Genomic DNA, 23,234 nt, shown 5'->3' with positions numbered 1-23,234 from the left:
ATGACGACGCGGGGCCCGGCCCGGGTGCACGACGGACACCGCCACCTCGGCGTGCTGCCTGCGCACCCGTTCTACGGCGGGCCGGCCGTCAACCCCGACACCACCGCCCGGGCCACGATCGACGAGCTCATCGCCGACCTCGACCGCGAGGGCACCGAGCGCGCGCTGGTCATCCCGAACTACGGCGTCCCGGACGTGACGGCGTCCTTCGCGCTCAACGAGCTGATCGTCGAGGCAGCGCAACGGGACGACCGCATCCGCGCCGGCATCTGGACCAGCCCCCGTCCCCAGGACGCCGAGCAGACCGCCGCGGCGCTCGCGCTGGCCAGGGAGGACGGCGTCACCGCGCTCAAGCTGTCGTTCCTGCTCGGCGGCCGGGTGGACGACGACGCCTGCCGCCCGCAGCTGGACGCGATCTTCGGTGCGGCCCGGGAGCTCGGGCTCGTGGTGCACGTGCACACCAGCCCGGGCGCGGCCAGCGACCTGGACCAGGTCGGCCAGCTGGTCGACCGGTACGCCGACGACGTCGCCGTCCACCTGGTGCACATGGGCGGTGGCATGAGCGGCCACATCAAGCTCATCGGCTCGCGCTTCTTCGCCTGGATCGCCGCCGGGAAGCGCGTCTACACCGACACCAGCTGGGCGATCGGCTTCGCCCCGCGCTGGCTGGCCGCCGAGATCGAGCGGCACGGGGTCGGCCACGACCGGGTGCTCTTCGCCTCCGACCAGCCCTGGGGCGACTTCGAGGGCGAGCACGCCCGGCTGCTCGCCGCGACCGCCGGCACCGAGCTCACCGACCGGGTCTTCCGCACCAACTTCGAGACCCTGCACGGCTTCTGAACGACCCGACACGAGGAGAGGCACCGAGATGACCACGACCCTGCCCGCCACCACCGGCACCCCGCTGATCAGCGACGCGGACCTCAAGGCCGCCCAGGACACCAGCCGCAGCGAGATCCCGCACCCCTCGCTGCCCAAGGGGAGCAACCTCTACGGCTCGACGAAGATCTTCCCCGACTACCAGGCCGGCGAGGGCGAGTCGTACTTCACCCTCGTGCACGGCATCGCGCACGAGTCGTCGGTGGCGTTCGTGGCCTGTCTGCAGGCGCTGCGTGCGCTGCGCAAGGGCTATGAGTCCGTCCTGTACTTCTACGGGCCCGGCGCGATGAACGCGATGGCCACCCGCGGGTTCCCGACCACCGGGGACTCCGGCTTCCCGGGTGAGCAGAACATCAACACGCAGATCGAGCGGTTCATCGAGGAGGGCGGCACGGTCTACGTCTGCCGCTTCGGCCTCTCGCTGCACGGTCTGCGCGAGGAGGACCTGATCGCCGGCTGCGTCCCCTGCCACCCGCTGGACGTGCAGGACGCGCTCATCCACTACGCCCGCAAGGGCGCCATCATCAACTCGACCTACAACCTCTGATCGCCCGGCCATGACCCAGGCTCCGGAGATCACGACCCCGGACCGGACGTCCACCCGGGTGGACGTCGCGATCCTCGGGATCCGGGTCGACGCCCCGGTCCGGCGACGGGCCGGGGCGGGCCCCAGCGACGACGGGCACGTGCTGCTCGGCGGGCACGGCGCCGCCCTGCCGCTGAACCCCGACTCGCCGTACTCGATCAGCGGCGGCCGGCTGCTGCTCGACGGCGCCGACCTGGGGCTGGCGGCGGAGGCGATCGAGCGGCCCCGCTTCTACGACCTCACCACCGCCGACGGCGTCCCCTACGAGAAGCTCGCCCGGCTGCACGGCCGGGACGTGCTGGCGACCACGGTGGTGCAGACCTGCATCCGCTACGCCGAGGCCGATCGCTGCCGGTTCTGCGCCGTCGAGGCCTCGCTCGCCGCGGGCTCGACCACCGCGGTGAAGACCCCGGCGCAGCTGGCCGAGGTCGCCGAGGCTGCGGTGCGGCTGGACGGCGTCCGGCAGATGGTGCTGACCACCGGGACGACGAACGGCCGGGATCGCGGCGCCCGGCACCTGTCCCGGTGCGTCCGCGCGGTCACCGCGGCGGTGCCCGGGCTGCCCGTCCAGGTCCAGTGCGAGCCGCCGGCCCCGGAGGACCTGGACGCCATCACCGAGCTCAAGGAGGCCGGGGCCACCGCGATCGGCATCCACGTCGAGTCGCTGGACGACGACGTCCGCCGCCGCTGGATGCCCGGCAAGGCCAGCGTGCCGATGAGCCAGTACGACGCCGCCTGGGACGAGGCGGTGCGCGTGTTCGGCCGCAACCGGGTGTCCACCTACCTGCTGGTGGGGCTGGGGGAGGACCCGGACGAGCTGGTGGACGGCGCGCTGCGGCTGGCCGAGCGGGGCGTCTACCCGTTCGTCGTCCCGTACCGACCGCTGGCCGGCACCCTGGCGATGGCCGACGGCGTCGGGGCGCCGGACCCGGAGCTGCTCGGCGACGTCACCAGCCGGGTGGCCGCCGGGCTGCGCCGGCTGGGCATGCGCGGCGCCGACCAGGGTGCCGGCTGCGCCGCGTGCGGTGCCTGCAGCGCGCTCTCGGCGGCCGGCGCATGAGCGTCCTCGACGACCGGGCGGGCGACGAGCGGGCGAGCCTGGAGCGCAGCGTGCTGCTGGTCGACTTCCGGACGGCGCCGCCCGCACCCACCTGGCACATCGAGGAGGCCGACGCCGCCGGCGTCGCCGACCACCGGGAGCTGCGGCACCGCGCGTTCGTCGACGCCCAGGGCCTGTTCGCCGGCAGCGACCTCGACGACGCGGACGACGACCCGCGCACCGTCGTCCTGGTCGCCCGGGACGCCGAGGGGACGGTGCTCGGCGGAGTCCGGCTCGGACCGGCCGACCCGGGGTCCCCGGACGTCGGGTGGTGGACCGGCTCCCGGCTGGTCGCCGCTCCCGGCACGCCGCCCGGTCTCGGCCCCGCGTTGGTGACCGCGGCCTGCGCCCGCGCCGAGGCGGCCGGGGTGCTGCGGTTCGACGCCACCGTGCAGGACCGCTACGCCCGGATGTTCACCCGGCTCGGCTGGCGAGCGACCGGCCGGTCGAGCATCGGCAGCCGGAGCCACACCACCATGACCTGGCCGATCGGCCGGCTGGCCGCCCTCGCGACGGCCACCAAGGCCCCGCTCGGCGGGCTGCTGCGGGGGCTGCACCTCGGCGGCGCCGGCTTCGTGGGGGACGACGGCGCCCCGGTGCCCGGCACCGACGTCGTCGCCGCCTGCGACGCGATCCTGCCCTCGATGGTCGAGCGCGACCCCGAGTGGGCCGGCTGGTGCGGCGTCCTGGTCAACGTCAACGACCTGTCCGCGATGGGCGCGGCTCCGCTGGGCCTGCTCGACGCGGTGGGCGCCCGGGATGCTTCCTTCGCCGCCAGGGTGCTCGCCGGGCTGAGGGCGGCCAGCCGCGCCTGGGGCGTGCCGGTGCTCGGCGGGCACACCCAGTTGGGCGTCCCGGCCGCGCTGTCGGTGACGGCGCTGGGGCGCACCGACCGGCCGGTGCCGGCGGCTGGCGGACGCCCCGGGCACGCCGTGTCGCTGACAACGGACATCGGCGGGGGCTGGCGGCGCGGGCACACCGGCCGGCAGTGGGACTCCACGTCGTCCCGCAGCACGGCCGAGCTGCAGCTGATGGGCTCGGTCGTCGCCCGCACCGCCCCGGCCGCCGCCAAGGACGTGAGCATGGCCGGCCTGGTCGGCACGCTCGGCATGCTCGCCGAGGCCAGCGGGTGCGGGGCGGTGCTGGACGTCGCCGTCGTCCCGCGGCCGTCGTCCGCGACCGTCGGCGACTGGTTCAGCTGCTTCCCAGGCACCGCCTTCGTCACCACCGACGTGCCCGGGGCGCCCGTCGCCGACGCCGGACCGGCCACCACGGCTGCCTGCGGGGAACTGGTCCCCGGCTCAGGCGTCCAGCTGCGCTGGCCCGACGGTTCCCTCACCCCCGCCCTGCCTGGCGCCGTGACCGGCCTGGGCCCCACTGCAGGAGGACACAAGTGACCACCGTCGCCGCGGTCGCGGCCCCCTTCGGCCGCGACCTCGAGGCCGGCTTCGCGCTCATCGCCGACCTCGTCGCCCGGGCCCGCGCCCGCGGCGTGCAACTGCTGGCCCTCCCCGAAGCGGCGCTCGGCGGCTACCTCGCCGACCTCAGCGGCACGGGGGCACCCGACCTGCCGCCCGCGCTGGACGTCGACGGCCCGGAGGTGGCCCGGCTGGCCGGGCTGGCCGGCGACATGGTCGTCACCGCCGGGTTCTGCGAGTCCGACGGCGCGCAGCGCTACAACACCGCGGTCGCCGTCACCGGGGACGGCATCCTGGGCGTGCACCGCAAGGTGCACCAGCCGCTGGGGGAGAACGCCTCCTACGCGGCCGGCGACGGGTTCCGCGCCTTCGACTCACCGATCGGCCGGATGGGCATGCTCATCTGCTACGACAAGGCCTTCCCCGAGGCCGCGCGCACGCTGGCGATGGACGGCGCCGAGGTGATCGCCTGCATGTCCGCCTGGCCGGGCTCGCGCACCAACGCCGCACCCGACCTGGCCGAGGACCGGTGGACCCGCCGGTTCGACCTGTTCGACTCCGCGCGGGCGCTGGAGAACCAGGTGGTGTGGCTGTCGGCCAACCAGTCCGGCACCTTCGGCAGCCTGCAGTTCGTCTGCAGCGCCAAGGTCGTCGGACCGGGCGGGGACGTGCTCGCCACCACCGGCGTGGACCCAGGCATGGCCGTCGCCGACGTCGACGTCCGGGAACTGCTGGACGGTGCCCGGCGGTCCATGGCCCACCTGCGTGACCGCCGTCCCGACGCCTACGGCGTGCTGGCGGGGGTGTGACCGTGACCCTCACCGAGGCCACCCTCGCTCCGGCTCGTGCGCTGCCCGCCCGGGTGCCGGTCGCCGTCGTCGGCGGCGGCCAGGCCGGCCTGTCGATCTCGTGGCACCTCGTCCAGCGTGGTGTCGAGCACGTCGTCCTGGAGCGCAGCACGATCGCGCACGAGTGGGAGGACGCCCGCTGGGACAGCTTCTGCCTGGTCACCCCGAACTGGCAGTGCCAGCTGCCCGGCTGGCCCTACCGGGGCGAGGACCCCGACGGGTTCATGGTCAGGGACGAGATCGTGGAGTACGTGCGGTCCTACGCGGCGAGCTTCTCGCCTCCGGTGCACGAGGGCGTCGCCGTCACCCGGCTCGCCCCGGCACCCGACGGCGGCTACACGCTCACCACCAGCGCCGGGGAGATCACCGCCGACCAGGTCGTGCTCGCCATCGGCGGCTACCACCTGCCCGTCGTCCCGCCCTACGCCATGGCGCTGCCCGAGCACCTCGTCCAGGTGCACTCCCAGGCGTACCGCAACCCCGGCCAGCTGCCGGACGGCGACGTGCTGGTCGTGGGCACCGGGCAGTCCGGCGCGCAGATCGCCGAGGACCTCCACCTGGCCGGCCGGCGGGTGCACCTCGCCGTCGGCAGCGCCCCGCGGATCGCCCGCCGGTACCGCGGCCGCGACATGGTCGAGTGGCTGCACGACATGGGTCACTACGACATGCCCGTCGAGCAGCACCGGGACGGCGAGGCCGCCCGGATGGGCACCAACCACTACGTCACCGGCCGCGATGGCGGGCGCGACATCGATCTGCGGCGGTTCGCGCTGGAGGGCATGCAGCTCTACGGCCCGCTGACCGGGGTGCGCGACGGGCGGTTCGCCTTCGCGCCCGAGCTGACCGCCAACCTGGACCGCGCCGACCGGGTCGACGACAACGCCAAGGACCTCGTCGACGCGCACATCGAGCGGACCGGTGTCCACGCCCCGGTCGAACCGCGCTACACGCCGGTGTGGGCGCCGGAGTCGGAGCCGGAGGCGCTGGACGTCGACCGGATCGCCGCCGTGGTCTGGGCCATCGGCTTCCGTGCCGACTGGAGCTGGGTGAAGGTGCCGGTGTTCGACGGCGCCGGCTACCCGACCCACGCGCGCGGCGTCACCGCGGCACCCGGCCTGTACGTGCTCGGGCTGCCCTGGCTGCACACCTGGGGGTCCGGGCGGTTCGCCGGTATCGCCCGGGACGCAGAGTTCCTGGCCGACCGGGTCACCGAGCTGTCCGCCGAAGGTGCGCCCACCGGGCTCGGGCGGACGCTCGCGGTGGCGGCCGCCTCGTCGGCGGCCCGCATGGCATGACCGTGCGCCCGTGAACGTCGCCGCGGTCTCTGCACACTTCGGCCGCGACCTGGAGCAGTGCATGTCCCGGATCGAGGCGATCATCGGGGCTGCCCGCACCCGGCAGGTCGACCTGCTGGTCTTCCCCGACGCCACGATCGGCGGGTACCTCGGCACCTTCGCCGACGTCGACCGGACCGGGCTGCCGCCGGCCCTGCCGGCCGACGCCCCGGAGCTGAAGCGGGTGTCGGCGATGGCCGGGGACATGGTGGTCTGCCTGGGCTACCGCGAGACGGACGATGACGGGCACTACAACGCGGCGGTCTGCCTGACCGGGGACGGCGTGCTCGGCCGGCACCGCAAGGTGCACCAGCCGGTGGGGGAGCAGCGGGCCTACCGGGCGGGCAGCACGTTCGGCACGTTCGACTCACCGGTCGGCCGGATGGGCATGCTCATCGACTACGACAAGACCTTCCCCGAGGCTGCGCGCACGCTGGCCGCCGGCGGGGCCCAGCTCATCGCCTGCCTGTCCGCGTGGCCGGCCAGCCTCACCAACCGGGCACCGCGGCTGGTGCAGGACCGGCAGTCCCGGCTGTTCGACCTCTACGACTGTGCGCGGGCCGCGGAGAACCAGGTGGTGTGGGTGTCGGCCAACCAGACCGGGTCGATGGGCCGGCTGCGGTTCCTCGGGCAGTCCAAGGTGGTCGGTCCCGGCGGTGACGTGCTGGCCCGCACCTGGGCCAAGGCCGGCCTGGCGCTGGCCGAGCTGGACCCGGCGGCCGAGGTCGACCGGGCCCGGCTGGTGCTGGCCCACCTGACCGAACGGCGACCGGAGGCCTACCGGTGAAGGTCGCGCTGCTCACCTACTCGACCAAGCCGCGTGGCGGTGTGGTGCACACCCTCGCCCTCGCCGAGGCGCTGGCCCGGGCCGGCGAGGAGGTCACCGTCTGGTCGCTCGGACGCGGCGGCGACGCCGCCTTCTTCCGGGCGGTGGACCCCGCGGTGACGCTGCGGTTGGTGCCGTTCCCCGACATGCCCGGTGAGGACGTCGGCGACCGCATCCTCCGCTCGATCCAGGTGCTCGGCAGCGCCTTCCGGGACGACGACTACGACGTGGTGCACGCTCAGGACTGCATCAGCGCCAACGCCGTCCCCGGCTGCGTACGCACCGTGCACCACCTGGACACCTTCACCACCCCGGCGCTGGCCGCCTGCCACGAGCGCGCGATCGTGGGTCCGCGGGCGCTGGTCTGCGTCTCGGCCGCGGTGGCCGCCGAGGTCGCCACCGGGTGGGGGCGGATCGCCACCGTCATCCCCAACGGCGTGGACGCGGCCCGGTTCGCCGCGGCCGCCGGCCCCGCGGGGGAGTCCGGCCGGCGGGCGTGGCGCGACCGGCTCGGCCGCTACGTGCTGGCCGTCGGGGGGATCGAGCCCCGCAAGGGCACCCTGGACCTGGTCGAGGCCATGGCCGCCGTCCAGGCCCGGCGGCCGGACCTGTCGCTCGTCGTCGCGGGCGGGGAGACGCTGTTCGACTACCGCGACTACCGGGCCGCCGTCGAGGGCCGCGCAGCGCAGCTCGGCGTGCGGCCGGTGGTGCTCGGCCCGGTGCCCGACGACGTGCTGCCGACCCTCGTGGCCGCCGCCGACGTGTTCGCCTTCCCGTCGACCAAGGAGGGCTTCGGTCTCGCCGCGATGGAGGCCCTTTCCGCCGGCGTCCCGGTGGTCACTCGCGACCTGCCGGTGCTGCGTGAGGTGTTCGGCGACGCGGCGACCTTCGCCGCCGACGCCGGGGAGCTCGGTGACGCGCTGCTGGCCGCGGCGGACCGGCCGGACCCAGCCCGCAGGACCGCCGGCAGGGAGCTCGCTTCGCGGCACACCTGGAGCGCGGCCGCGACGGCACACCGCCAGCTGTACCGCTCGCTGAGCTGAGCCGCCGGACGCCGGCCTCCCGTCAGCTCAGTTCAACGATTCCCGGTGGTGGGTGTCGGCGTAGTTCACCCCGGACGAGGAGACCTCGTACAGCTGCTCGCCGTCCCCGGGCGTGGGGTCGGGCAGGTCGACGACGTCGAGGACCTCGGGGCCGCCGAAGCGGGTGATCTGCACTGATCGCATGGCAGCGAGGCTAGAGCGACCCCGTTGACGACATCCTGGGTCCCGCCCCGGGCATGCGGTGCGGCAGGAGTTCGGGTGACACCTCGGGCCGGGTGGTGGCAGGGGCCGCGCGCTCCCGGGCGGCCTCGCCGCGCTGACCCGAGGGTGGTCATGGACCATGGTCGGTGGAACAGCGGCACGTGTCCGACGTGGTCGCGACGCCCGGACGGTGTGTTCGGGCAGGAACGGAGGACACACGAGGTGGGCTTCGAGCACGACGCACTGCTCTACGACTCTCCGGACGAGCTCGCCGCCGTCGCCGGCTCCTTCCTGTTGGAGGGCCTGGCCCTCGGTGAGGCGGCGGTCATCGCCGTCAGCGAGGAGAACACCGGGCTCGTCCGCGAGGCGGTGCGCAACGACCCACGGGTCGTCGTCCTGGAGCGGCGCGCCCTGTACCGGTCGCGCACGCCCACCGCCATCACGACGTTCCGCAAGGTGCCGACGGAGTACGCCGCCCCCGGTGCGCGGGCACGCGTGGTCGGCGAGGTCGACTTCGGCACCACCGTCGCCGACCGGCGGGAGTGGCAGCGCTACGAGTCGGTGATCAACCATGCGTTCGCGGGTCTGCCCCTGACCGGCCTGTGCGTGTTCGACACCCAGCGGCTGCCCCAGGAGGTCCTGGACACCGCCGTCCACACCCACCCCCACAGGCGCGGCTCCGACGGTCGGGTGAGCAACCCGGGGTTCATCGACCCGGCCCGGTACGTGACCACCCTGCCGGTGCCGGTCGAGCCGATGGAGTCGACCACGCCCGCCCTGGCCGTCGAGGACGTCAGCGACTTCATCGGGCTGCGGCACACCGTGCGCGACCGGCTGGCAGCAGTCGACGGGCCTGACGACCTCATCGAGGACTTCCTGCTCGCCGTCGACGAGATGGCGTCCAACGCCGTGCGCCACGGCCGCCCCCCGGTCGGCCTGCAGCTGTGGGTCGAGCCGGGCACGCTGGTGTGCACGATCCGGGACTCCGGACGCGGCTGGGACGACCCGTTCGCCGGGTACGGGCCGGCGCACGGGCAGGACCTCTCCCACGGCGGCATGGGCCTGTGGCTCGCCCGCCAGCTGTGCGACCATGTCGCAATCCGCCGCGACGAGGCGGGCAACAGTGTGCGGTTGACCACCCACTGGAGCTGAACCCCCGCCTGCCGAGAACCGCCCGTCGGGCGTGGACGTCGCTGCGGTGCGGCCGAACTCGAACTCGACCCGAGCGACGGCGTCGCGGTCGGGCGCCGTCCGGGAGGCCGGCGGCTCGGTACCATCGCCAGGCTCGCTCATCGGGACATCGGCTGTCGAGTCCCCGTCGCCAGGGGGACGTGTGACCGGCTCGCTGCCTGCGGGCACCTCGCTGCCGCCGCTGTCGGACCCGGCGTTCGAGCGGTTCGCCCGCCTGGTCCGCCGCCAGCTGGACGTACCGGTCGCCCTGGTCACCCTGGTGTCAGCCGACCAGCAGGTCTTCCCCGGCGCCGCCGGGCTGCCCGAGCCGTGGCAGACGACCCGCTGCACACCGTTGAGCCACTCCTTCTGCCAGCACGTGGTGCGCTCCGGCGCACCGCTGGTCATCACCGATGCCCGCACCGACCCGCTGGTCGCGGACAACCTGGCCATCCCGGACCTGCACGTCATCGCCTACGCCGGGGTGCCCCTCACCGACGCCGACGGTGCGGTGGTCGGGTCGCTGTGCGCCATCGACAGCCGGCCGCGGACCTGGACCGACGACGACCTGGCCGTGCTGACCGACCTGGCCGAGGCGTGCACCTCGCAGCTCCAGCTGCAGGCCGCGCAGCAGCGCGCCGAAGACGCAGCGGCCCACACGGAGCAGTTGCTGGGGCAGCAGGAGTTCGACCGGTCCCGCTGGATGCTGGCGCTGGACGCCGGGCAGGTGGGTACGTTCGACCTGGACCTGACCAGTGGTGAGCTGGTCGTCGACGACCGGCTGCTGGAGCTGTCGGGGATGGACCGGAGGTCCTTCAGCGGCCGCCCGGAGGACGTCTACGCGCACGTGCACCGGGACGACGTCACGGAGGTGGTGGCCCGTGTCCGGGGCGCCATCGAGTCCGGCGGCTCCTATGACGCGGAGTACCGCATCGTGTTCCCGGACGGATCCGCGCGGTGGGTCGCCGCCCGGGGCCAGGTGCTGGGCGGTGCGGGCGGCAGCGGCGCGCACCTCGTGGGCGTCGTCCACGACACCACGGCCCAGCGTGAGCCGTTGGGCCAGGCCGTGCAGGCGCTGGAGTCCATGGCCGTCGGGTTCATGGCGCTGGACTCCGGCTGGGTGATCACCCACCTCAACGCCGCGGCCGAGCGGATCACCGGCCGTCCGCGGGAGCTCCTGCTGGGTCGGACGCTGTGGGAGGCGTTCCCGGCGACCGTCGGCACGGAGTACGAAGCCCACTACCGGCGTGCCGCCTTCACCGGGGAACCGGTGTCCTTCGACGCCCACTACCCCGAACCGCTGGACGTCTGGGTCGAGGTGCGGGCGGTGCCCAACCCGACCGGGCTCGCGCTGCACTTCGTCGACATCACCGCCCGGGCACTGCTGCAGCAGCAGGCCGAGCGGGCCGCGGCGCGGCAGCACCTGCTGAGCCGGATCACCGAGGACCTGGTGGGCACCCTGGACGCCGACGAGGCCGCCGACCGGCTGGCCCAGCTGGCCGTGCCCGCGATCGCCGACTGGTGCGTCGTGACCCTGATCGACGACGACCAGGCCGCCGGCTCCCGTCGTGGCCTGCGACCGGCCGCCTGGCGGCACACCGACCCGGGCATGCAGGAGACCGTCGGTGCCTACGCCGAGTCCCGGCTGAGCTCGCTCGAGGACGACGCGCTCATCACCGAGGCCCTGCGCACCGGGCAGGTGCAGAGCGTGGACGCCGACGCCACCGCCCGGGTCCTGCCGATGTTCGTGCCCGGCCCGACCCGTGACCTGGTGGCGGCGCTCGCTCCGGACGCGGTGGTCGTGTTGCCGTTGCCGGGCCGGTCGGGGCCGGTCGGCCTGCTGTCCCTGGTGAACGGCCCGTCTCGTGGGCCGTTCACCCCCGAGGACCTGGTCACCGCCCGGCACGTCGCCGCCCGCTCGGGGCTGGTGCTGGACAGTTCCCGGCTGTACCGGCAGCAGCGGGGGCTGGCCGAGGGCCTCCAACGGTCGCTGCTCACCGCGCCGCCGGAACCGGACCACCTGCAGATCGTGGTCCGCTACGTGCCCGCTGCCCAGGCAGCCGAGGTGGGCGGTGACTGGTACGACGCGTTCATGCAACCCGGCGGCGCCACGCTGATGGTCATCGGCGACGTGGCCGGCCACGACGTCGCTGCCGCTGCGGCCATGGGACAGATCCGCAGCATCGTGCGGACCGTGGGGGCGCTCGACCACGACGGCCCGGCCGCGGTCCTGCGTCAGGTGGAGCAGGTGATGGAGACCCTGCAGTCGCCGATCCTGGCGACGACGGTGGTGGCGCGACTGGAACAGACCGAGGACGAGCGTGCCGCTGGGCTGACCCGGCTGCGCTGGTCCAACGCAGGGCACCCGCCGCCCATGGCGGTCATGCCGGACGGGACCGTCACCGTGCTCACCGCCGAGCGCGCCGACCTGCTGCTCGGGGTCGACGCCGCAGCGCCCCGCCGGGAGTGGGAGGCCACGCTGGACCGCGAGGCGGTCGTCGTCCTGTACACCGACGGGCTGGTGGAGCGCCGCGACCAGGACCTCGACCAGGGGCTGGCCCGCCTGCAGGCCACCCTGGCCGAGTTGGCCGGCCACGACGTCGACGAGCTGTGCGACGAACTGCTGGCCCGGATGCTGCCCGGCGCACCCGAGGACGACGTCGCCCTGGTGGCGGTCCGGTTGCACCCACAGGACCAGCCACGCCCGCCGGAGGCCGGACCGACCCGGGTGCCGCCCGGCTTCCCCGTCGACTGAGCACAGCGCCCGACGACGCCGCAGCTGGACGCGCAGATCAGCTACTGCCGTCCCCGGGGACGGAGTGGGGCAGGTGGAAGGGCCCAGCGGGAGAGGTCACGGCCGACCGACCATCGGAGCGGGGCTGGTCGTCGGTGATGGTGCTGGTCGCCGCCCAGCTGGCCAGGACCTCGAGGGTCTCCTCGGACGACGTCCCCGGCTCGGCGGTGTAGGTGGTCATCGAGAGCTCGCCGTGGTCCTCGGTCGGCACGGTGAACGAGTGGTGGACCGGGTCGAGCGTGCCGACCGCGGGGTGGCGGAACTGCTTGACGCCGGTGCTGTGGACGGCCGGGCGGCCGTCGAGGTGGCCCGGCGACTGCGCCCCGATGTCTGCCTGCTCGACATCCGCATGCCGGGCACGGACGGTCTCGAGGCCACCCGCCTGCTCACCGGGCCAGGCGTCGACGACCCGATCCCCGTCGTCGTGATCACCACCTTCGACCTGGATGAGTACGTGTACGCCGCGCTGCGCGCCGGAGCCCGGGGTTCCTGCTCAAGGACGCAGGTGCGGACCTGCTCTCCCAAGCCGTGCACGCCGCCGCTCGCGGCGACGCCCTGATCGCACCGAACGTGACCGCCCGGCTGCTCAGCGCCTTCGCCGGGGCCGGGCCCGCCGCGCCGCCGGTCCAGCCCATCGACCCGCTCACCGACCGGGAGGAGGAGGTCCTCGCCGCCGTCGCGGGAGGACGGTCGAACGACGAGATCGCCCGCGAGCTGCACATCACGCTCAGCACGGTCAAGACCCACGTCGCCAGCCTCATGACCAAGCTCGGCGCCCGGAACCGCGTGGAGATCGCCATCTGGGCCCACGAGACGCACCGCGTCCCGCGACGGCTCCCCGGCCACTAGCCGGCCGGAAGTACGACCGCCGGCTCCGACCGGAGCACGGTGCCGGAACCGGCCTTTCCGGCGATGACCGCGAGCCCCGACGTCTCGACGATTCGGTGCATGACCGCAGCAGCAGGCACGACATCCCGCCGACGGCAGCAGTGGCTGGTCCCTGCCGCGCTCATCGCACTGGCCCTCGTGCCGCTCGCGGCCGGCGGCGCCCGCCTCGTCGAGCTCACCGGCGGGGCGGCCGTCCTGCCGGAGGCGCCACGCTCCGCGGACGCGCCGACGTCCCTGGTGGTGCACATCGTCAGCGCCGCGGTCTTCACGGTCGTGGGCGCGTTCCAGTTCGTGCCCGGCACCGGCCGGGCCCGGCCGCGCTGGCACCGGACGACGGGCCGGCTGGCGGTCCCCGCCGGCCTCGTCGCCGCGCTGAGCGGGCTCTGGCTGGCCCTCGTGATCACCGAACTCGACGGCGGACTGCTGACCGCGTTCCGCTCGGCGGCGGGGATCGGCATGACCGGAGCCCTCGCGCTCGGCGTCGTGGCCGTCCTGGGCGGCGACATCCGACGGCACCGGGCCTGGATGCTGCGTGGCTACGCCCTCGGCCTCGGCGCGGGGACGCAGGTGTTCACCAACGCCTTCTGGCTCCTGGTCGCAGGCCCGCCCGGCGCGACCGCTGAGGCCCTCGTCATGGGCGCCGGCTGGGTGATCAACCTGGCGGTCGCCGAGTGGCTGATCCGCCGTCGGGCGGGCCGGGCCCGGACGGTCCTGCGGGCCCGTTCCCTCCAGAGCAGGACCGAGGAGGTCCGATCGTGAGGACACGTCGGCCCGCCGGGAGCGCTCGGGTCAGCTGCCCGCCCACCCGATGGGGCCACGTGCGGGACAGAGTGCCGCCTGGAGTCGGCGAGCCCGGCCGGGGAGCGGGGCTCCGCGATGAGGCCTCCGACCACCCGGAGCGGCCGATGGCCAGCGGGTATGGGACAGCACGGGACGAGCGGGATGCGCAGGTCAGTCGCGCGACAGCCAGTGGTGGATGTCGGCGTAGTTGACGCCGGCGGAGGGCACCTCGTAGGACTGCTGACCCTCGCCGGGGGGGGCGGGGAGGTCGATGACGTCCATCACCTCGGGCCCACCGAAGCGAGTGATCTGCACGGCTCGCATGGTGGTGGGGCCAGGGCGTGACGTGGCAGCCCAGGCTCGGCGGCGTCGGTGGTCGCGCAAGGAGAGCCACAGTGCCCCTGGTGGTCGTCGGCCGCGGTTCCTCGTCAGGGATCCGTAGCCTGGAGACGTGCGCCTGACGACCCGGGACCGCAGGCCGCGGTTCGTTCGCCTGCCGGACCGGGCGCGGAAGGCGATCTCCGGTTCCGGGCCGCCGACGGAGCCCTTCGCGCTGCGCTCCCGGCCCAGCCCGGTCGATGCGACCACCGCGCGGGCGGCGCTCGGTCTGGCCCTCCGCATCGGGGAGTCGATGATGGCGGTCGGGGCCTCCGCAGCCGACGTCACCGCCACGCTGCTGCGGGTGGCGGCGGCCTACGGGTTGAGCAACTGCCAGGTCGACCTCACCTTCACCTCGCTGACGGTCAGCTACGACCCGGACGACGTCCCACCGCTGATGCTGATGCGCATCGTGCGCCCGCGGGGGTTGGACTACACCCGGCTCCAGGGGATCGCCGACCTCGCGGGAGCGATCGCGGCCGAGGGCCTGCTCATCGAGGACGCGCAACGTCGGCTGGACGACGTCCTGTCCGCGCCGCACCCCTACCGCCGGCGGATCCACGCACTCGGCTGGTCGGGCATGGCGGGCTGCGTCGCCTTCCTGCTCGGTGGCGGCTGGCTGGTGGCCCTGGTCGCGGCGCTGACCACGGCCGCGATCGAGCTGGTCATCCGAGTGCTGGACCGGCACGGGCTCCCGATGTTCTTCCAGCAGGCAGCCGGCGCCGCGGTGGCCACGGGGTCGGCCGTCCTCCTCGTCGTCGGGGACGTCCAGGTCCGCAGCTCGCTGGTCGTCGCCGCGGGGATCGTGGTGCTCCTGGCGGGGCTCTCCTTCGTGAGCGCCGCGGAGGACGCGATCAACGGGTTCCCGGTCACCGCCGTTGCGCGGGCCTTCCAGGTGCTGACGTTCACGACCGGCATCGTCGTCGGCATCGCCGCCGTGCTGGACCTGGCGCAGCGGGCGCAGGTCCCGCTGCGCGTGGTCGACCCGGCGACGTTCACCGTGCCGTTCGTCGTGGCGCTGGTCGCGGCGTCCGGGATGGCCGGGTTCTGGGCGCTGGCGTCGCACGCCCGCCCGCAGGCCGTCGGGGTCGCCACGGTGGCCGGTGCGCTGGCGTGGACGACGTCGTCGGCGGCCGGCTCGCTGGGTGCCGGTCCAGCGGTGGCGAGCGCGGCAGCGGCCGTGGTCGTCGGTTTCTGCGGGGAGGCGCTGACCGATCGGCTGCGGATCCCTCCGCTGCTCGTCGTGATCTGCGGGATCGTCCCGCTGCTGCCCGGACTCGCCATCTACCGGGGCCTCTTCGCGATCGTCGTGGAGGCGGACGTCCGGAGCGGGGTCAACGAGCTCGTGGGCGCGGCGGCGATCGGGCTGGCTCTGGCCGCCGGCGTGGTGCTGGGCAGGTACGTCGGCCGGCCGGTGGGCGGCCGGCTCGACCGGTTCGACCGACGGGTACGACGCCGGGCGACCAGCGCCAACTGAGGTCTCGCCGCTGATCGGGGGCGCCACCGCTCGGACCATGGACCCGCACGGCCGACGGGCCAGGGCCCGGAGCGGTGGAACGCGTTGCGGCCCCTGGGTGGTCACCGCCAGGTCGGTCCAGCGTGGAGCCGACCCCGGCGAGCGGTCCCGGTGCACTGGGAGCCTGGAATCCGCTGGCGATGGCGCGGACGCGCAGGTCCGGCTCGGCCGCCGGATCGGTCGGCACCAGCGGGGCCCCGGGGGTCGCCCCGACCGCACCGGCGAGTCGGCGTTCACGAGCTGCGCGGGCACCGTGCTCCGGCGGGCCACGGATCGGCCGGCCGGTGGATGCCGCATGATGACACCTCGGGTTGCGCGCAACGGTCCGCGTACTCACTCAACGTAGCGATCGGGGGCGGCCAGGTGAGCGTGGACGACATCGACATCGACATCGACCGCGTCACCGTCGAGGACTTCGCCGCGGTCTTCGCGGCGCTGCCCACCGCCTACCTCGTCATGTCCCCGGACCTGAGGATCGTGGAGGCGAACCCGGCGTACCTGCAGCTGCTCGGGCGCACCCGAGAGGAGCTGATCGGCCGGTACGTCTTCGCCGCGTTCCCGCCCGCGCCGGAGTCGCTGGACCTCGACGGCGTCAACCCGCTGCAGACCTCCTTCGAGCGCGCCCGCGACACCGGCCTGCCCGACCACATGCCGCTGTTCCGGTACCAGGTGCTCGACCAGGAGACCGGCCGCCCGGTCCCGCGGGCCTGGTCGCTGATCAGCGCGCCCGTCGTCGACGAGGCCGGTCGCACCCAGCTGGTGCTGCAGCGGGTGGAGGACGTGTCGGAGTACCTCGCGGAACGGGAGCGGCTCGCCGAGAGCCGGGAGGACGGCAGCTGGGCGCGGCTGGACGGGCTGGAGGCCGACCTGTTCGCCCGCACGCAGGAGCTGCGGGCCGTGCTCGCCTCCCGCGAGTCGGCGACCCGCCGGCTGGCCGCCATGGCGCAGGTGGTGCTCCAGCTGACCGACGCCGAGACCGTCGCGGACGTCACCGACATCCTCGCCGGGGCCGGCCTCGCCGCCATCGGCGCGGACGGCGGCGCGATCGCCCTGCGCGACGACGACTCCGGGGTCCTGCACGTGACCATGACCCCGTCGCTGGGATCGGGCGCGCAACGGCGGTTCGGCACCATCGACCTGGACAGCCGGCTGCCCGCCGCGTGGGCGGCCCGCACCGGGGAGACCGTGGTCTACGAGAGCCAGGCCGAGGCCGAGGCCTGGTCACCGGAGATGCGGGAGGTGTTCGAGCAGTCCGGGCAGCGGTCCTGGATCGCCGTCCCGCTGTCCGCGCGGGGCCGGCTGCTGGGGTCGCTGCTGGCCGGCTGGACGGTGGAGCGCGCGATCTCACCCGACGAGGTCGACCGGGTGCAGGCCTTCGCCGCGCAGTCCGCGCAGGCCCTGGAGCGGTTGCAGGCCCTGACCGAGGAGCGCCGTTCCGCGGAGCGCAGCCGGCAGCTGGCCGAGGAGCTGCAGCACAGCATGCTCACCGAGCCCTTCCACCCCGAGCACTGCCAGATCGCGGTCCGCTACCTGCCGGCCACCGGCACCGCTCAGGTCGGTGGTGACTGGTACGACGCGTTCCCGAGCGCCGAGGGTGGCGTGGACCTGGTCATCGGCGACGTCGTCGGCCACGACACCGGTGCCGCGGCGACCATGGGACAGCTGCGCAGCCTGCTGCGGGGCATCGCCGTCGCCGGCGGCTCGAGCCCGGCGCAGGTGCTGGACGCCCTGGACACGGCGATCACCCAGCTGTCCCTGGACACCTACGCCACCGTCGGGATGGGCCGGCTGGAGCAGCCCGCCGCGGAGGCGACCCGTGGGATCACCCGGCTCCGGTGGGCGAGTGCCGGCCACCCGGCCCCGGTGGTCCTCGACGCGCACGGCGGGCTCGTCGACGTCCCCGAGGCCCCCGGCCGGCTGATGCTGGGGGTGGACACCGCCAGCGCCCGGGGGGAGACCACCGTGGAGCTGCCCCCCGGTGCCACGGTGCTGCTGTACACCGACGGTCTGGTCGAACGGTCCGGCAGCGACCTGGACGTCGGCGTCGGCAGGCTGCACCGGCTGGCGACCGAGCTGGCGCACCTGCCGCTGGAGGAGCTCTGCGACCAGCTCCTCGAGCGGCTGGTCGAGGGGCACCCGGCCGACGACGTCGCCCTGGTCGCCGTCCGGCTGAACCGCCAGGACGGCGGGGACCTCGCCGCCGACCCCGTCGACCACCGGGTCCCAGCAGCCGGCGCGACCCCGACCGTCCCCAGCCGGACCCCGGCCGAGTACGCCGAGGCCTACGCCTCCTGGCACGCCGACAGCCCCGTCCCGGAGGCACCCGAGACCCGGCTGTCGCTCCAGCTGGGGTCGTTGCGCGGCCTGAGCGTCGTGCGCCGGCAGGTGCGGCAGTTCCTGCTGGCCTCGCTGGGCGTCGGGCGGGAGGAGCAGGTGCTCCCGGACGTCGAGGACGCCGTCGAGCGGGCCGTCCTGGTGATCGACGAGCTCACGTCCAACGCGCTGCGCCACGGGTCCCCACCGTCGATCCTGCACGTCGGCGACGACGAGGGACGGTGGATCGTCATCGTCACCGACGGCGCCCCCGACCGGCCACCCACACCGGCCCGGGGACGCCCCGCCGGGCAGGGCGGCTACGGCCTCTACGTGATCGCCGACCTCACCGCCGAGCACGGCGTGCACTACCAGGCCGACCGCAAGCTCGTCTGGGCCTCCCTCCGCAAGCCCACCTGAGCGTGCGGGTCGCGCGGGTGTGCGTCCCGTCTCAGCGGGTCAGGGTCTCCTCGAGTGCCCGGGCGTCCGTCTCCGACAGGCCCACGCCGATCTCGTCGCGCAACGCGGCCACCGCCCGCGCCGGGGACAGCCGCTCCTCCTCGGCGCTGCCGTCCGGCCACTCCACCCGCCGGACGGTCCCGCGCAGCCGGACGAACGAGTCGTCGTCCTTGCGGATGGCCACCAGTCGCCCGACGAAGGGCGAGGACGGGTGGGTCGCGGTGAAGTGGTTGGCCATCAGGACGTCCGAGGCGTGCACCGGCTCGTCGACCAGGCGGTAGAGGGCAGTGGCCGTGTCCCGGGACTGCGGCTCGACCTGCTGCTCGACCTGCTGCTCGACCTGCTGCTCGACCTGCCAGGTGTTCTCCGGTCCGCCGGTCATCCGGTACCGCCAGCCGCCCTGCCGGTGCCAGCCGGCGTCGCCCCAGGGCAGCGGTTCGAGCAGGGCGTTGCCGAACCCGACGTCGGCCAGCCAGTCACCGTCCTCGCTGCGCACGTGCAGCGCCATGTGCGTGCGCGGCCGGGGGCGGACCCGGTCCCCGCCGACGCGGGCCAGCAGCCGCTGGACGCCGAAGCCGGCCTCTTCGAGGACGGCGGCGAAGAGGGTGGCGTGCTCGTAGCAGTAGCCGCCCCGGCGACCGTGCACCAGCTTCGCCTGGACGCCGTCGAGGTCGACCGCCACGGACCGGCCGAGGACCACGTCGACGTTCTCGAAGGGGATGGTCGCCACGTGTGCGCGGTGCAGGGCGTGCAGCGTGGCGCCGGTCGCCGCAACCGGTCCCGGGTGGCCGATCCGGTCCAGGTAGGCGGTCAGGTCCAGCTGACCGGTGGCCCATTCCGGGTGCCGGCTCGGTCGGCGCGCGTCGGACATCGGCTGTCCCGTCCTCCTGTCCCGGCGGGCCTGCAGCCCGAAGCGGTCGGCCGACGCTACCCGGGGGCGGGGCAGTCCGGGCCGACCGGCGTTGCCGTGCCGCCCGTGACGGAAGGGGGACCTGCAGCGGTCCGGTTGCGTCGGCCGCGGGGAACCCGGCCGGTCGCTCGACGTCCACGCTCGACGGCGTCGGGGGACGGGAGTTCAGTCGCCGTTCACCTTCTCGTGCGCCGCAGTTCCCCGCCCTCCGGAATGGCCGGAGCCGAACAGAACCGGGCAGTTCCGGCACCGAGTCCGGGGGTGTGAGCAGGCGTTTCGGTTCATCCGGAGGTCGCAGGAATCGACTCGACAAATCCGACCCGGGAATGACGCGTATCGCCGTCCGTGACCGCTACGGTCTGCCGCAACTGCCTCCCAGGGAGACCCCATGCGCATCCGCCGTACCCCCGTCGTCCTGTCCGCCCTCACCGCCGGGGTCCTGCTCCTGACCGGTTGCTCGGGCTCCGACGACGCTCCCGACGACTCGGCGAGCGAGGTGGAGATCGGCCCGCTGGGCGAGTACATGAACGCCGTCTACGGCGGAGACCTCTCCCCCGAGGAGCAGGAGCGGCAGTTCGCCGAGCAGCAGGAGAAGCAGGAGGAGCTCGTCGCCCAGTGCATGCAGGAGCAGGGCTTCGAGTACACGCCCGACAACCAGTCGATGACGTTCTCCAGCGGCGACGGGACCGAGTGGGAACCCGACGACCGGGAGTGGGTCGGGCAGTACGGGTACGGCGCGGTGAAGTCCCCGTTCAGCGAGGAACCGGTGCCGGCGGAGGAGGAGTGGGTCGACCCCAACGGCGACTACGTCGCCAGCCTCTCGGAGTCCGAGCAGGCCGCCTTCTACGAGGCGCTCTACGGGCCGCAGCCGACCGAGGAGGAGATGAACGAGGAGGTCTCCTACGAGTACGACTGGAAGACCGCCGGGTGCCAGGGGGCCGCGCAGCACGAGGTCGCCGGTGAGGACGTGTCCCAGTCGGAGGAGTTCAAGCCCCTCTTCGACGCGCTCAACGAGTTCTACGAGGGCATGGCGTCCTGGCCGGGCATCGCCGAGCTGGACGCCGAGTGGGCGGCCTGCATGGACGCCGCCGGCCACGGCGGCTACGCGACCCAGACCGACGCGCAGAACTCGCTCTACGAGGACCTCAACGAGATCTACGAGAGCACGGCGCCCACGGAGGACGGCGAGTTCGCCGGCGAGCCCGACCAGGCCGCGCTCGACGCCCTCGCGAAGCGCGAGGTGGAGCTGGCCCTGGCGGACCTGGAGTGCCGCGAGGAGACCGACTACCGCGACCGTGCCGCCGACGTCAACCGCGAGGCCGAGCAGCAGTTCGTCGACGACCACAAGAGCGAGCTGGAGGCCATGAAGGCCGCCGCCGAGCAGAACTGACGTGGTCGCACGGAAGCCCGCGGGCCAGCACGTCGGCAGCGGCGACGTCGGCAGTACGGACGTCATCGGCTGGGACGACGGGGGCCGGGACGACGGGGCGCCGGACGAGGTGGGCGCAGCGGAACCGGCCGCGGCCGGCGGACCCCGCTGGCGACGCCTGGCCTGGCCGGCGTACCTCCAGCGCAACCGCCCGCTGTGGCTCACCGCCGCGGTGGCGGTGGTGGCCCTGGTCGCCGGGCTGGTGGTCGGCCGGTTCGTGGTCGCACCCGACCCTGCGGGGGCGCAGGCGCCCGACCCCGGGCTGGTCACCGTGCCGGTCGCCTTCGGGGCGCTGAGCAACGACGTGACCATCCGGGGCGAGGTCGCGTACGCCGACTCCCTCGAGGTCACCCTGGACACCTCCGCCATCTCCGGGCCGGCGGTGGTCACCGGTCAGGTGCCGGAGGTCGGTTCGGAGCTGGGCCCGCTGGGTGTCGCCCTGGAGGTCGCCGGCCGCCCGGTCGTCGTGCTGCCCGGCGAGCTGCCGGCCTACCGGGCGCTGCGCGTCGGGGTGTCGGGGCCCGACGTGGTCCAGTTCAAGGAGGCCATGCGCGCGGTCGGCATCGACGCCGGCGACCCCGCCGACGACGTGTTCGACCAGACCGCCGCCTCCGCCGTGACGGCGATGTACGCCCAGGCCGGGTACCCGGCGCCGGCCGCCGAGGAGGGCGCCGCCGACGGGGTGCGCGCCGCGCAGGAGGCCGTCCGGGCCGCGGAGCAGGCGGTGGCCGCCGCCGAGGGTGACCTCGCCCGCGCCCGGGGTGGGCCCTCGGCCGTCGAGATGCGGGAGGCCGACAACGCCGTCGCCAGCGCCCAGCGGGCCCTGGACGCCGCCTTGGCCACCAGCCCGGACGACGCCGTGGTCGTCGGCGACCTGCGCGACACCCTCGCCCTGGCCCAGCTGCGGCGCCGGGAGCTGGACGCGGCCCCGGACACCGACCCGGAGCGCGCCCAGCTGGGCGCCGCGCAGGAACAGCTCGCCCAGGCCCGCGGCGACCTCACCGGGGCCCGGGAGGCCGTGCTGCCGTCGCTGCCGGCCGGCGAGGTCCTGTACCTCACCGGGCTGCCCCGGCGGGTCGACGCCGTGGCGGCCCGGCGCGGGTCGGTGCTCGACGGCCCGGCCATGACCGTCTCGGGGGCGACGCTGGCGCTGTCCGGGACGGTGGCCGCCGCGGACGCCCGGCTGCTCACCGCCGGGATGCCGGCCACCTTCGAGCTGCCCGACGGTGGAGAGCACGCCGCGTCGATCGCCGAGGTCGTTCCGGGGGAGGGCGACGACGCGCGCTGGACCGTGCGGCTGGAACCGGATCCGCTCACCCCCGAGCAGGTCACGCAGCTGCAGGGCGCCAACGTGCGGGTCGGCATCCCGGTCGGCGCCACGGAGGGCGAGGTCCTCTCGGTGCCGCTGGCGGCGCTGACCGCGGGGCCGGGCGGGGAGTCCCGGGTCCAGGTGGTCGACGGCGACCCGCGCGACGGCGACCGGGCCGAGACCCGCCTGGTGGTGGTGGAGACCGGCCTGGCCGCCGACGGCGCGGTCGAGGTCCGGCCCGTGGACGACGACCTCGGCGAGGGCGACCTGGTGGTGGTCGGCCGATGACGGCGGCGCCGCCCACCGAACCGCTCGCGGCCGTCACCTCGGGGACGGCTCGGGTCCCGGCCATCGAGCTGCGCGACGTCACCCGGTCCTTCCCCGGGCCGCCGGAGGTGCAGGCGCTCAAGGGCGTCAGCGTCTCCGTCGCCGACGGCGAGTACGTCTCGATCATCGGGCCCAGTGGTTCGGGCAAGTCCACGATGCTCAACATCCTCGGCCTGCTGGACCGGCCCACCGTGGGGGAGTACCGCCTGGGCGGGGTGCTGACCAGCGCGCTCGCGGACGACGAACGAGCTGCCGTCCGTGCCCGCCAGCTCGGCTTCGTCTTCCAGGCCTTCCACCTCATGTCGCGGCGCACCGTGCTGGAGAACGTGCTGCTCCCCATGCTCTACAACGGCACCCCCCGCGCCGAGCGGGAACCGCGGGCCCGCGAGGCGCTGGACCGGGTGGGGCTGAACCACCGGGTCGGCTTCCTGCCCGGCACCCTCTCCGGCGGCGAGCGCCAGCGGGTGGCCGTGGCCCGCGCGGTGGCCTCCCGGCCGCGCGTGCTGCTGGCCGACGAACCGACCGGCAACCTGGACCAGGCGACGTCCGCGGAGATCATGGTGCTCTTCGAGGAGCTGCACGCCGACGGGCTCACCCTCGTCGTCATCACCCACGACGGAGCCGTCGCCCGGCGCGCCGAGCGGCGCATCCGGCTCGCCGACGGCCGCGTGAGCGAGGTCGGATGACCGACGGGGGGACGCCGCCGTCCGGCACCCGCGGACGGCGA

Annotated in this window: 22 protein-coding genes; 18 read left to right on the top strand and 4 right to left on the bottom strand. The window is 74.5% G+C overall.

The features are described 5' to 3' along the window. From ACI783_RS07280 to ACI783_RS07245, 8 genes are read left to right on the top strand one after another with little or no spacing between them, the layout of a single operon-like run. The gene (locus ACI783_RS07280) at positions 1-840 is read left to right on the top strand and encodes an amidohydrolase family protein (protein WP_457139809.1); all 840 of its coding nucleotides are present in this window, start codon (positions 1-3) and stop codon (positions 838-840) included. A gap of 28 nt (positions 841-868) precedes the next feature. Continuing rightward, positions 869-1,426 carry an MSMEG_0572/Sll0783 family nitrogen starvation response protein gene (locus ACI783_RS07275; protein ID WP_457139808.1) on the top strand — a complete coding sequence of 186 codons (558 nt, stop codon included), beginning with the start codon at positions 869-871 and terminating at the stop codon, positions 1,424-1,426. A gap of 10 nt (positions 1,427-1,436) precedes the next feature. Beyond that, positions 1,437-2,525 (top strand): MSMEG_0568 family radical SAM protein, encoded by a 1,089-nt coding sequence (locus ACI783_RS07270; protein ID WP_457139807.1) that lies wholly within the window; start codon positions 1,437-1,439, stop codon positions 2,523-2,525. Continuing rightward, positions 2,522-3,961, top strand: coding sequence for an MSMEG_0567/sll0787 family protein (locus ACI783_RS07265; RefSeq protein ID WP_457139806.1), 1,440 nt, complete (start codon positions 2,522-2,524; stop codon positions 3,959-3,961). Before ACI783_RS07270 ends, ACI783_RS07265 begins: the two co-directional genes overlap by 4 nt. Beyond that, positions 3,958-4,791 carry a carbon-nitrogen hydrolase family protein gene (locus tag ACI783_RS07260; RefSeq protein WP_457139805.1) on the top strand — a complete coding sequence of 278 codons (834 nt, stop codon included), beginning with the start codon at positions 3,958-3,960 and terminating at the stop codon, positions 4,789-4,791. Before ACI783_RS07265 ends, ACI783_RS07260 begins: the two co-directional genes overlap by 4 nt. Positions 4,792-4,793: 2 nt before the next feature. Continuing rightward, positions 4,794-6,125 (top strand): MSMEG_0569 family flavin-dependent oxidoreductase, encoded by a 1,332-nt coding sequence (locus ACI783_RS07255; protein WP_457139804.1) that lies wholly within the window; start codon positions 4,794-4,796, stop codon positions 6,123-6,125. A 10-nt stretch (positions 6,126-6,135) separates the two neighbouring features. Next, the gene (locus tag ACI783_RS07250; protein ID WP_457139803.1) at positions 6,136-6,951 is read left to right on the top strand and encodes a carbon-nitrogen hydrolase family protein; all 816 of its coding nucleotides are present in this window, start codon (positions 6,136-6,138) and stop codon (positions 6,949-6,951) included. Then, complete coding sequence (locus ACI783_RS07245; protein WP_457139802.1) at positions 6,948-8,033, top strand: MSMEG_0565 family glycosyltransferase; 1,086 nt, start codon at positions 6,948-6,950, stop codon at positions 8,031-8,033. Before ACI783_RS07250 ends, ACI783_RS07245 begins: the two co-directional genes overlap by 4 nt. A gap of 27 nt (positions 8,034-8,060) precedes the next feature. On the opposite strand, the gene ACI783_RS07240 is transcribed toward ACI783_RS07245, so the two are convergent. Then, a complete protein-coding gene (locus ACI783_RS07240) occupies positions 8,061-8,216 on the bottom strand; it encodes a Zn-dependent oxidoreductase (RefSeq protein WP_457139801.1) in 156 nt (51 codons plus the stop codon). 240 nt (positions 8,217-8,456) lie between these two features. On the opposite strand from ACI783_RS07240, the gene ACI783_RS07235 reads away from it, so the two are divergent. Further along, on the top strand, positions 8,457-9,386 hold the full coding sequence (locus tag ACI783_RS07235; RefSeq protein ID WP_457139800.1) for an anti-sigma factor RsbA family regulatory protein: 930 nt from the start codon (positions 8,457-8,459) through the stop codon (positions 9,384-9,386). A gap of 181 nt (positions 9,387-9,567) precedes the next feature. Next, complete coding sequence (locus ACI783_RS07230; RefSeq protein ID WP_457139799.1) at positions 9,568-12,159, top strand: SpoIIE family protein phosphatase; 2,592 nt, start codon at positions 9,568-9,570, stop codon at positions 12,157-12,159. A gap of 37 nt (positions 12,160-12,196) precedes the next feature. Here ACI783_RS07230 and ACI783_RS07225 read toward each other — a convergent pair whose 3' ends face one another. Then, the gene (locus ACI783_RS07225) at positions 12,197-12,526 is read right to left on the bottom strand and encodes an MmyB family transcriptional regulator (protein WP_457139830.1); all 330 of its coding nucleotides are present in this window, start codon (positions 12,524-12,526) and stop codon (positions 12,197-12,199) included. On the opposite strand from ACI783_RS07225, the gene ACI783_RS07220 reads away from it, so the two are divergent. From ACI783_RS07220 to ACI783_RS07210, 3 genes are all read left to right on the top strand, one after another. Next, positions 12,419-12,757: a response regulator gene (locus ACI783_RS07220; protein ID WP_457139798.1), complete on the top strand. Its 339-nt coding sequence runs from the start codon at positions 12,419-12,421 to the stop codon at positions 12,755-12,757. The genes ACI783_RS07225 and ACI783_RS07220 overlap by 108 nt on opposite strands. Then, complete coding sequence (locus ACI783_RS07215) at positions 12,727-13,047, top strand: response regulator transcription factor (RefSeq protein WP_457139797.1); 321 nt, start codon at positions 12,727-12,729, stop codon at positions 13,045-13,047. Before ACI783_RS07220 ends, ACI783_RS07215 begins: the two co-directional genes overlap by 31 nt. A gap of 99 nt (positions 13,048-13,146) precedes the next feature. Then, positions 13,147-13,845: a DUF2306 domain-containing protein gene (locus ACI783_RS07210; protein ID WP_457139796.1), complete on the top strand. Its 699-nt coding sequence runs from the start codon at positions 13,147-13,149 to the stop codon at positions 13,843-13,845. Between the two features lie 192 nt (positions 13,846-14,037). Here ACI783_RS07210 and ACI783_RS07205 read toward each other — a convergent pair whose 3' ends face one another. Beyond that, complete coding sequence (locus ACI783_RS07205) at positions 14,038-14,190, bottom strand: Zn-dependent oxidoreductase (protein WP_457139795.1); 153 nt, start codon at positions 14,188-14,190, stop codon at positions 14,038-14,040. 127 nt (positions 14,191-14,317) lie between these two features. On the opposite strand from ACI783_RS07205, the gene ACI783_RS07200 reads away from it, so the two are divergent. Next, positions 14,318-15,721: a threonine/serine ThrE exporter family protein gene (locus ACI783_RS07200; RefSeq protein ID WP_457139794.1), complete on the top strand. Its 1,404-nt coding sequence runs from the start codon at positions 14,318-14,320 to the stop codon at positions 15,719-15,721. 408 nt (positions 15,722-16,129) lie between these two features. Beyond that, positions 16,130-18,493 (top strand): SpoIIE family protein phosphatase, encoded by a 2,364-nt coding sequence (locus tag ACI783_RS07195; protein WP_457139793.1) that lies wholly within the window; start codon positions 16,130-16,132, stop codon positions 18,491-18,493. A 31-nt stretch (positions 18,494-18,524) separates the two neighbouring features. On the opposite strand, the gene ACI783_RS07190 is transcribed toward ACI783_RS07195, so the two are convergent. After that, positions 18,525-19,403, bottom strand: coding sequence for an arylamine N-acetyltransferase family protein (locus ACI783_RS07190; RefSeq protein ID WP_457139792.1), 879 nt, complete (start codon positions 19,401-19,403; stop codon positions 18,525-18,527). Positions 19,404-19,830: 427 nt separating this feature from the next. On the opposite strand from ACI783_RS07190, the gene ACI783_RS07185 reads away from it, so the two are divergent. The 3 genes from ACI783_RS07185 to ACI783_RS07175 are packed head-to-tail and all read left to right on the top strand — an operon-like array spanning position 19,831 to position 23,193. Continuing rightward, on the top strand, positions 19,831-20,832 hold the full coding sequence (locus ACI783_RS07185) for a hypothetical protein (RefSeq protein ID WP_457139791.1): 1,002 nt from the start codon (positions 19,831-19,833) through the stop codon (positions 20,830-20,832). A 1-nt stretch (position 20,833) separates the two neighbouring features. After that, complete coding sequence (locus ACI783_RS07180) at positions 20,834-22,468, top strand: hypothetical protein (RefSeq protein ID WP_457139790.1); 1,635 nt, start codon at positions 20,834-20,836, stop codon at positions 22,466-22,468. Further along, on the top strand, positions 22,465-23,193 hold the full coding sequence (locus tag ACI783_RS07175) for an ABC transporter ATP-binding protein (protein ID WP_457139789.1): 729 nt from the start codon (positions 22,465-22,467) through the stop codon (positions 23,191-23,193). Before ACI783_RS07180 ends, ACI783_RS07175 begins: the two co-directional genes overlap by 4 nt. The last annotated feature ends 41 nt before the right edge of the window (positions 23,194-23,234 follow it).

Source organism: Modestobacter sp. SYSU DS0511, assembly GCF_054050755.1.
Note: the sequence above shows the minus strand (reverse complement) of the source record. Positions and strands in the feature narration are given on the sequence as shown.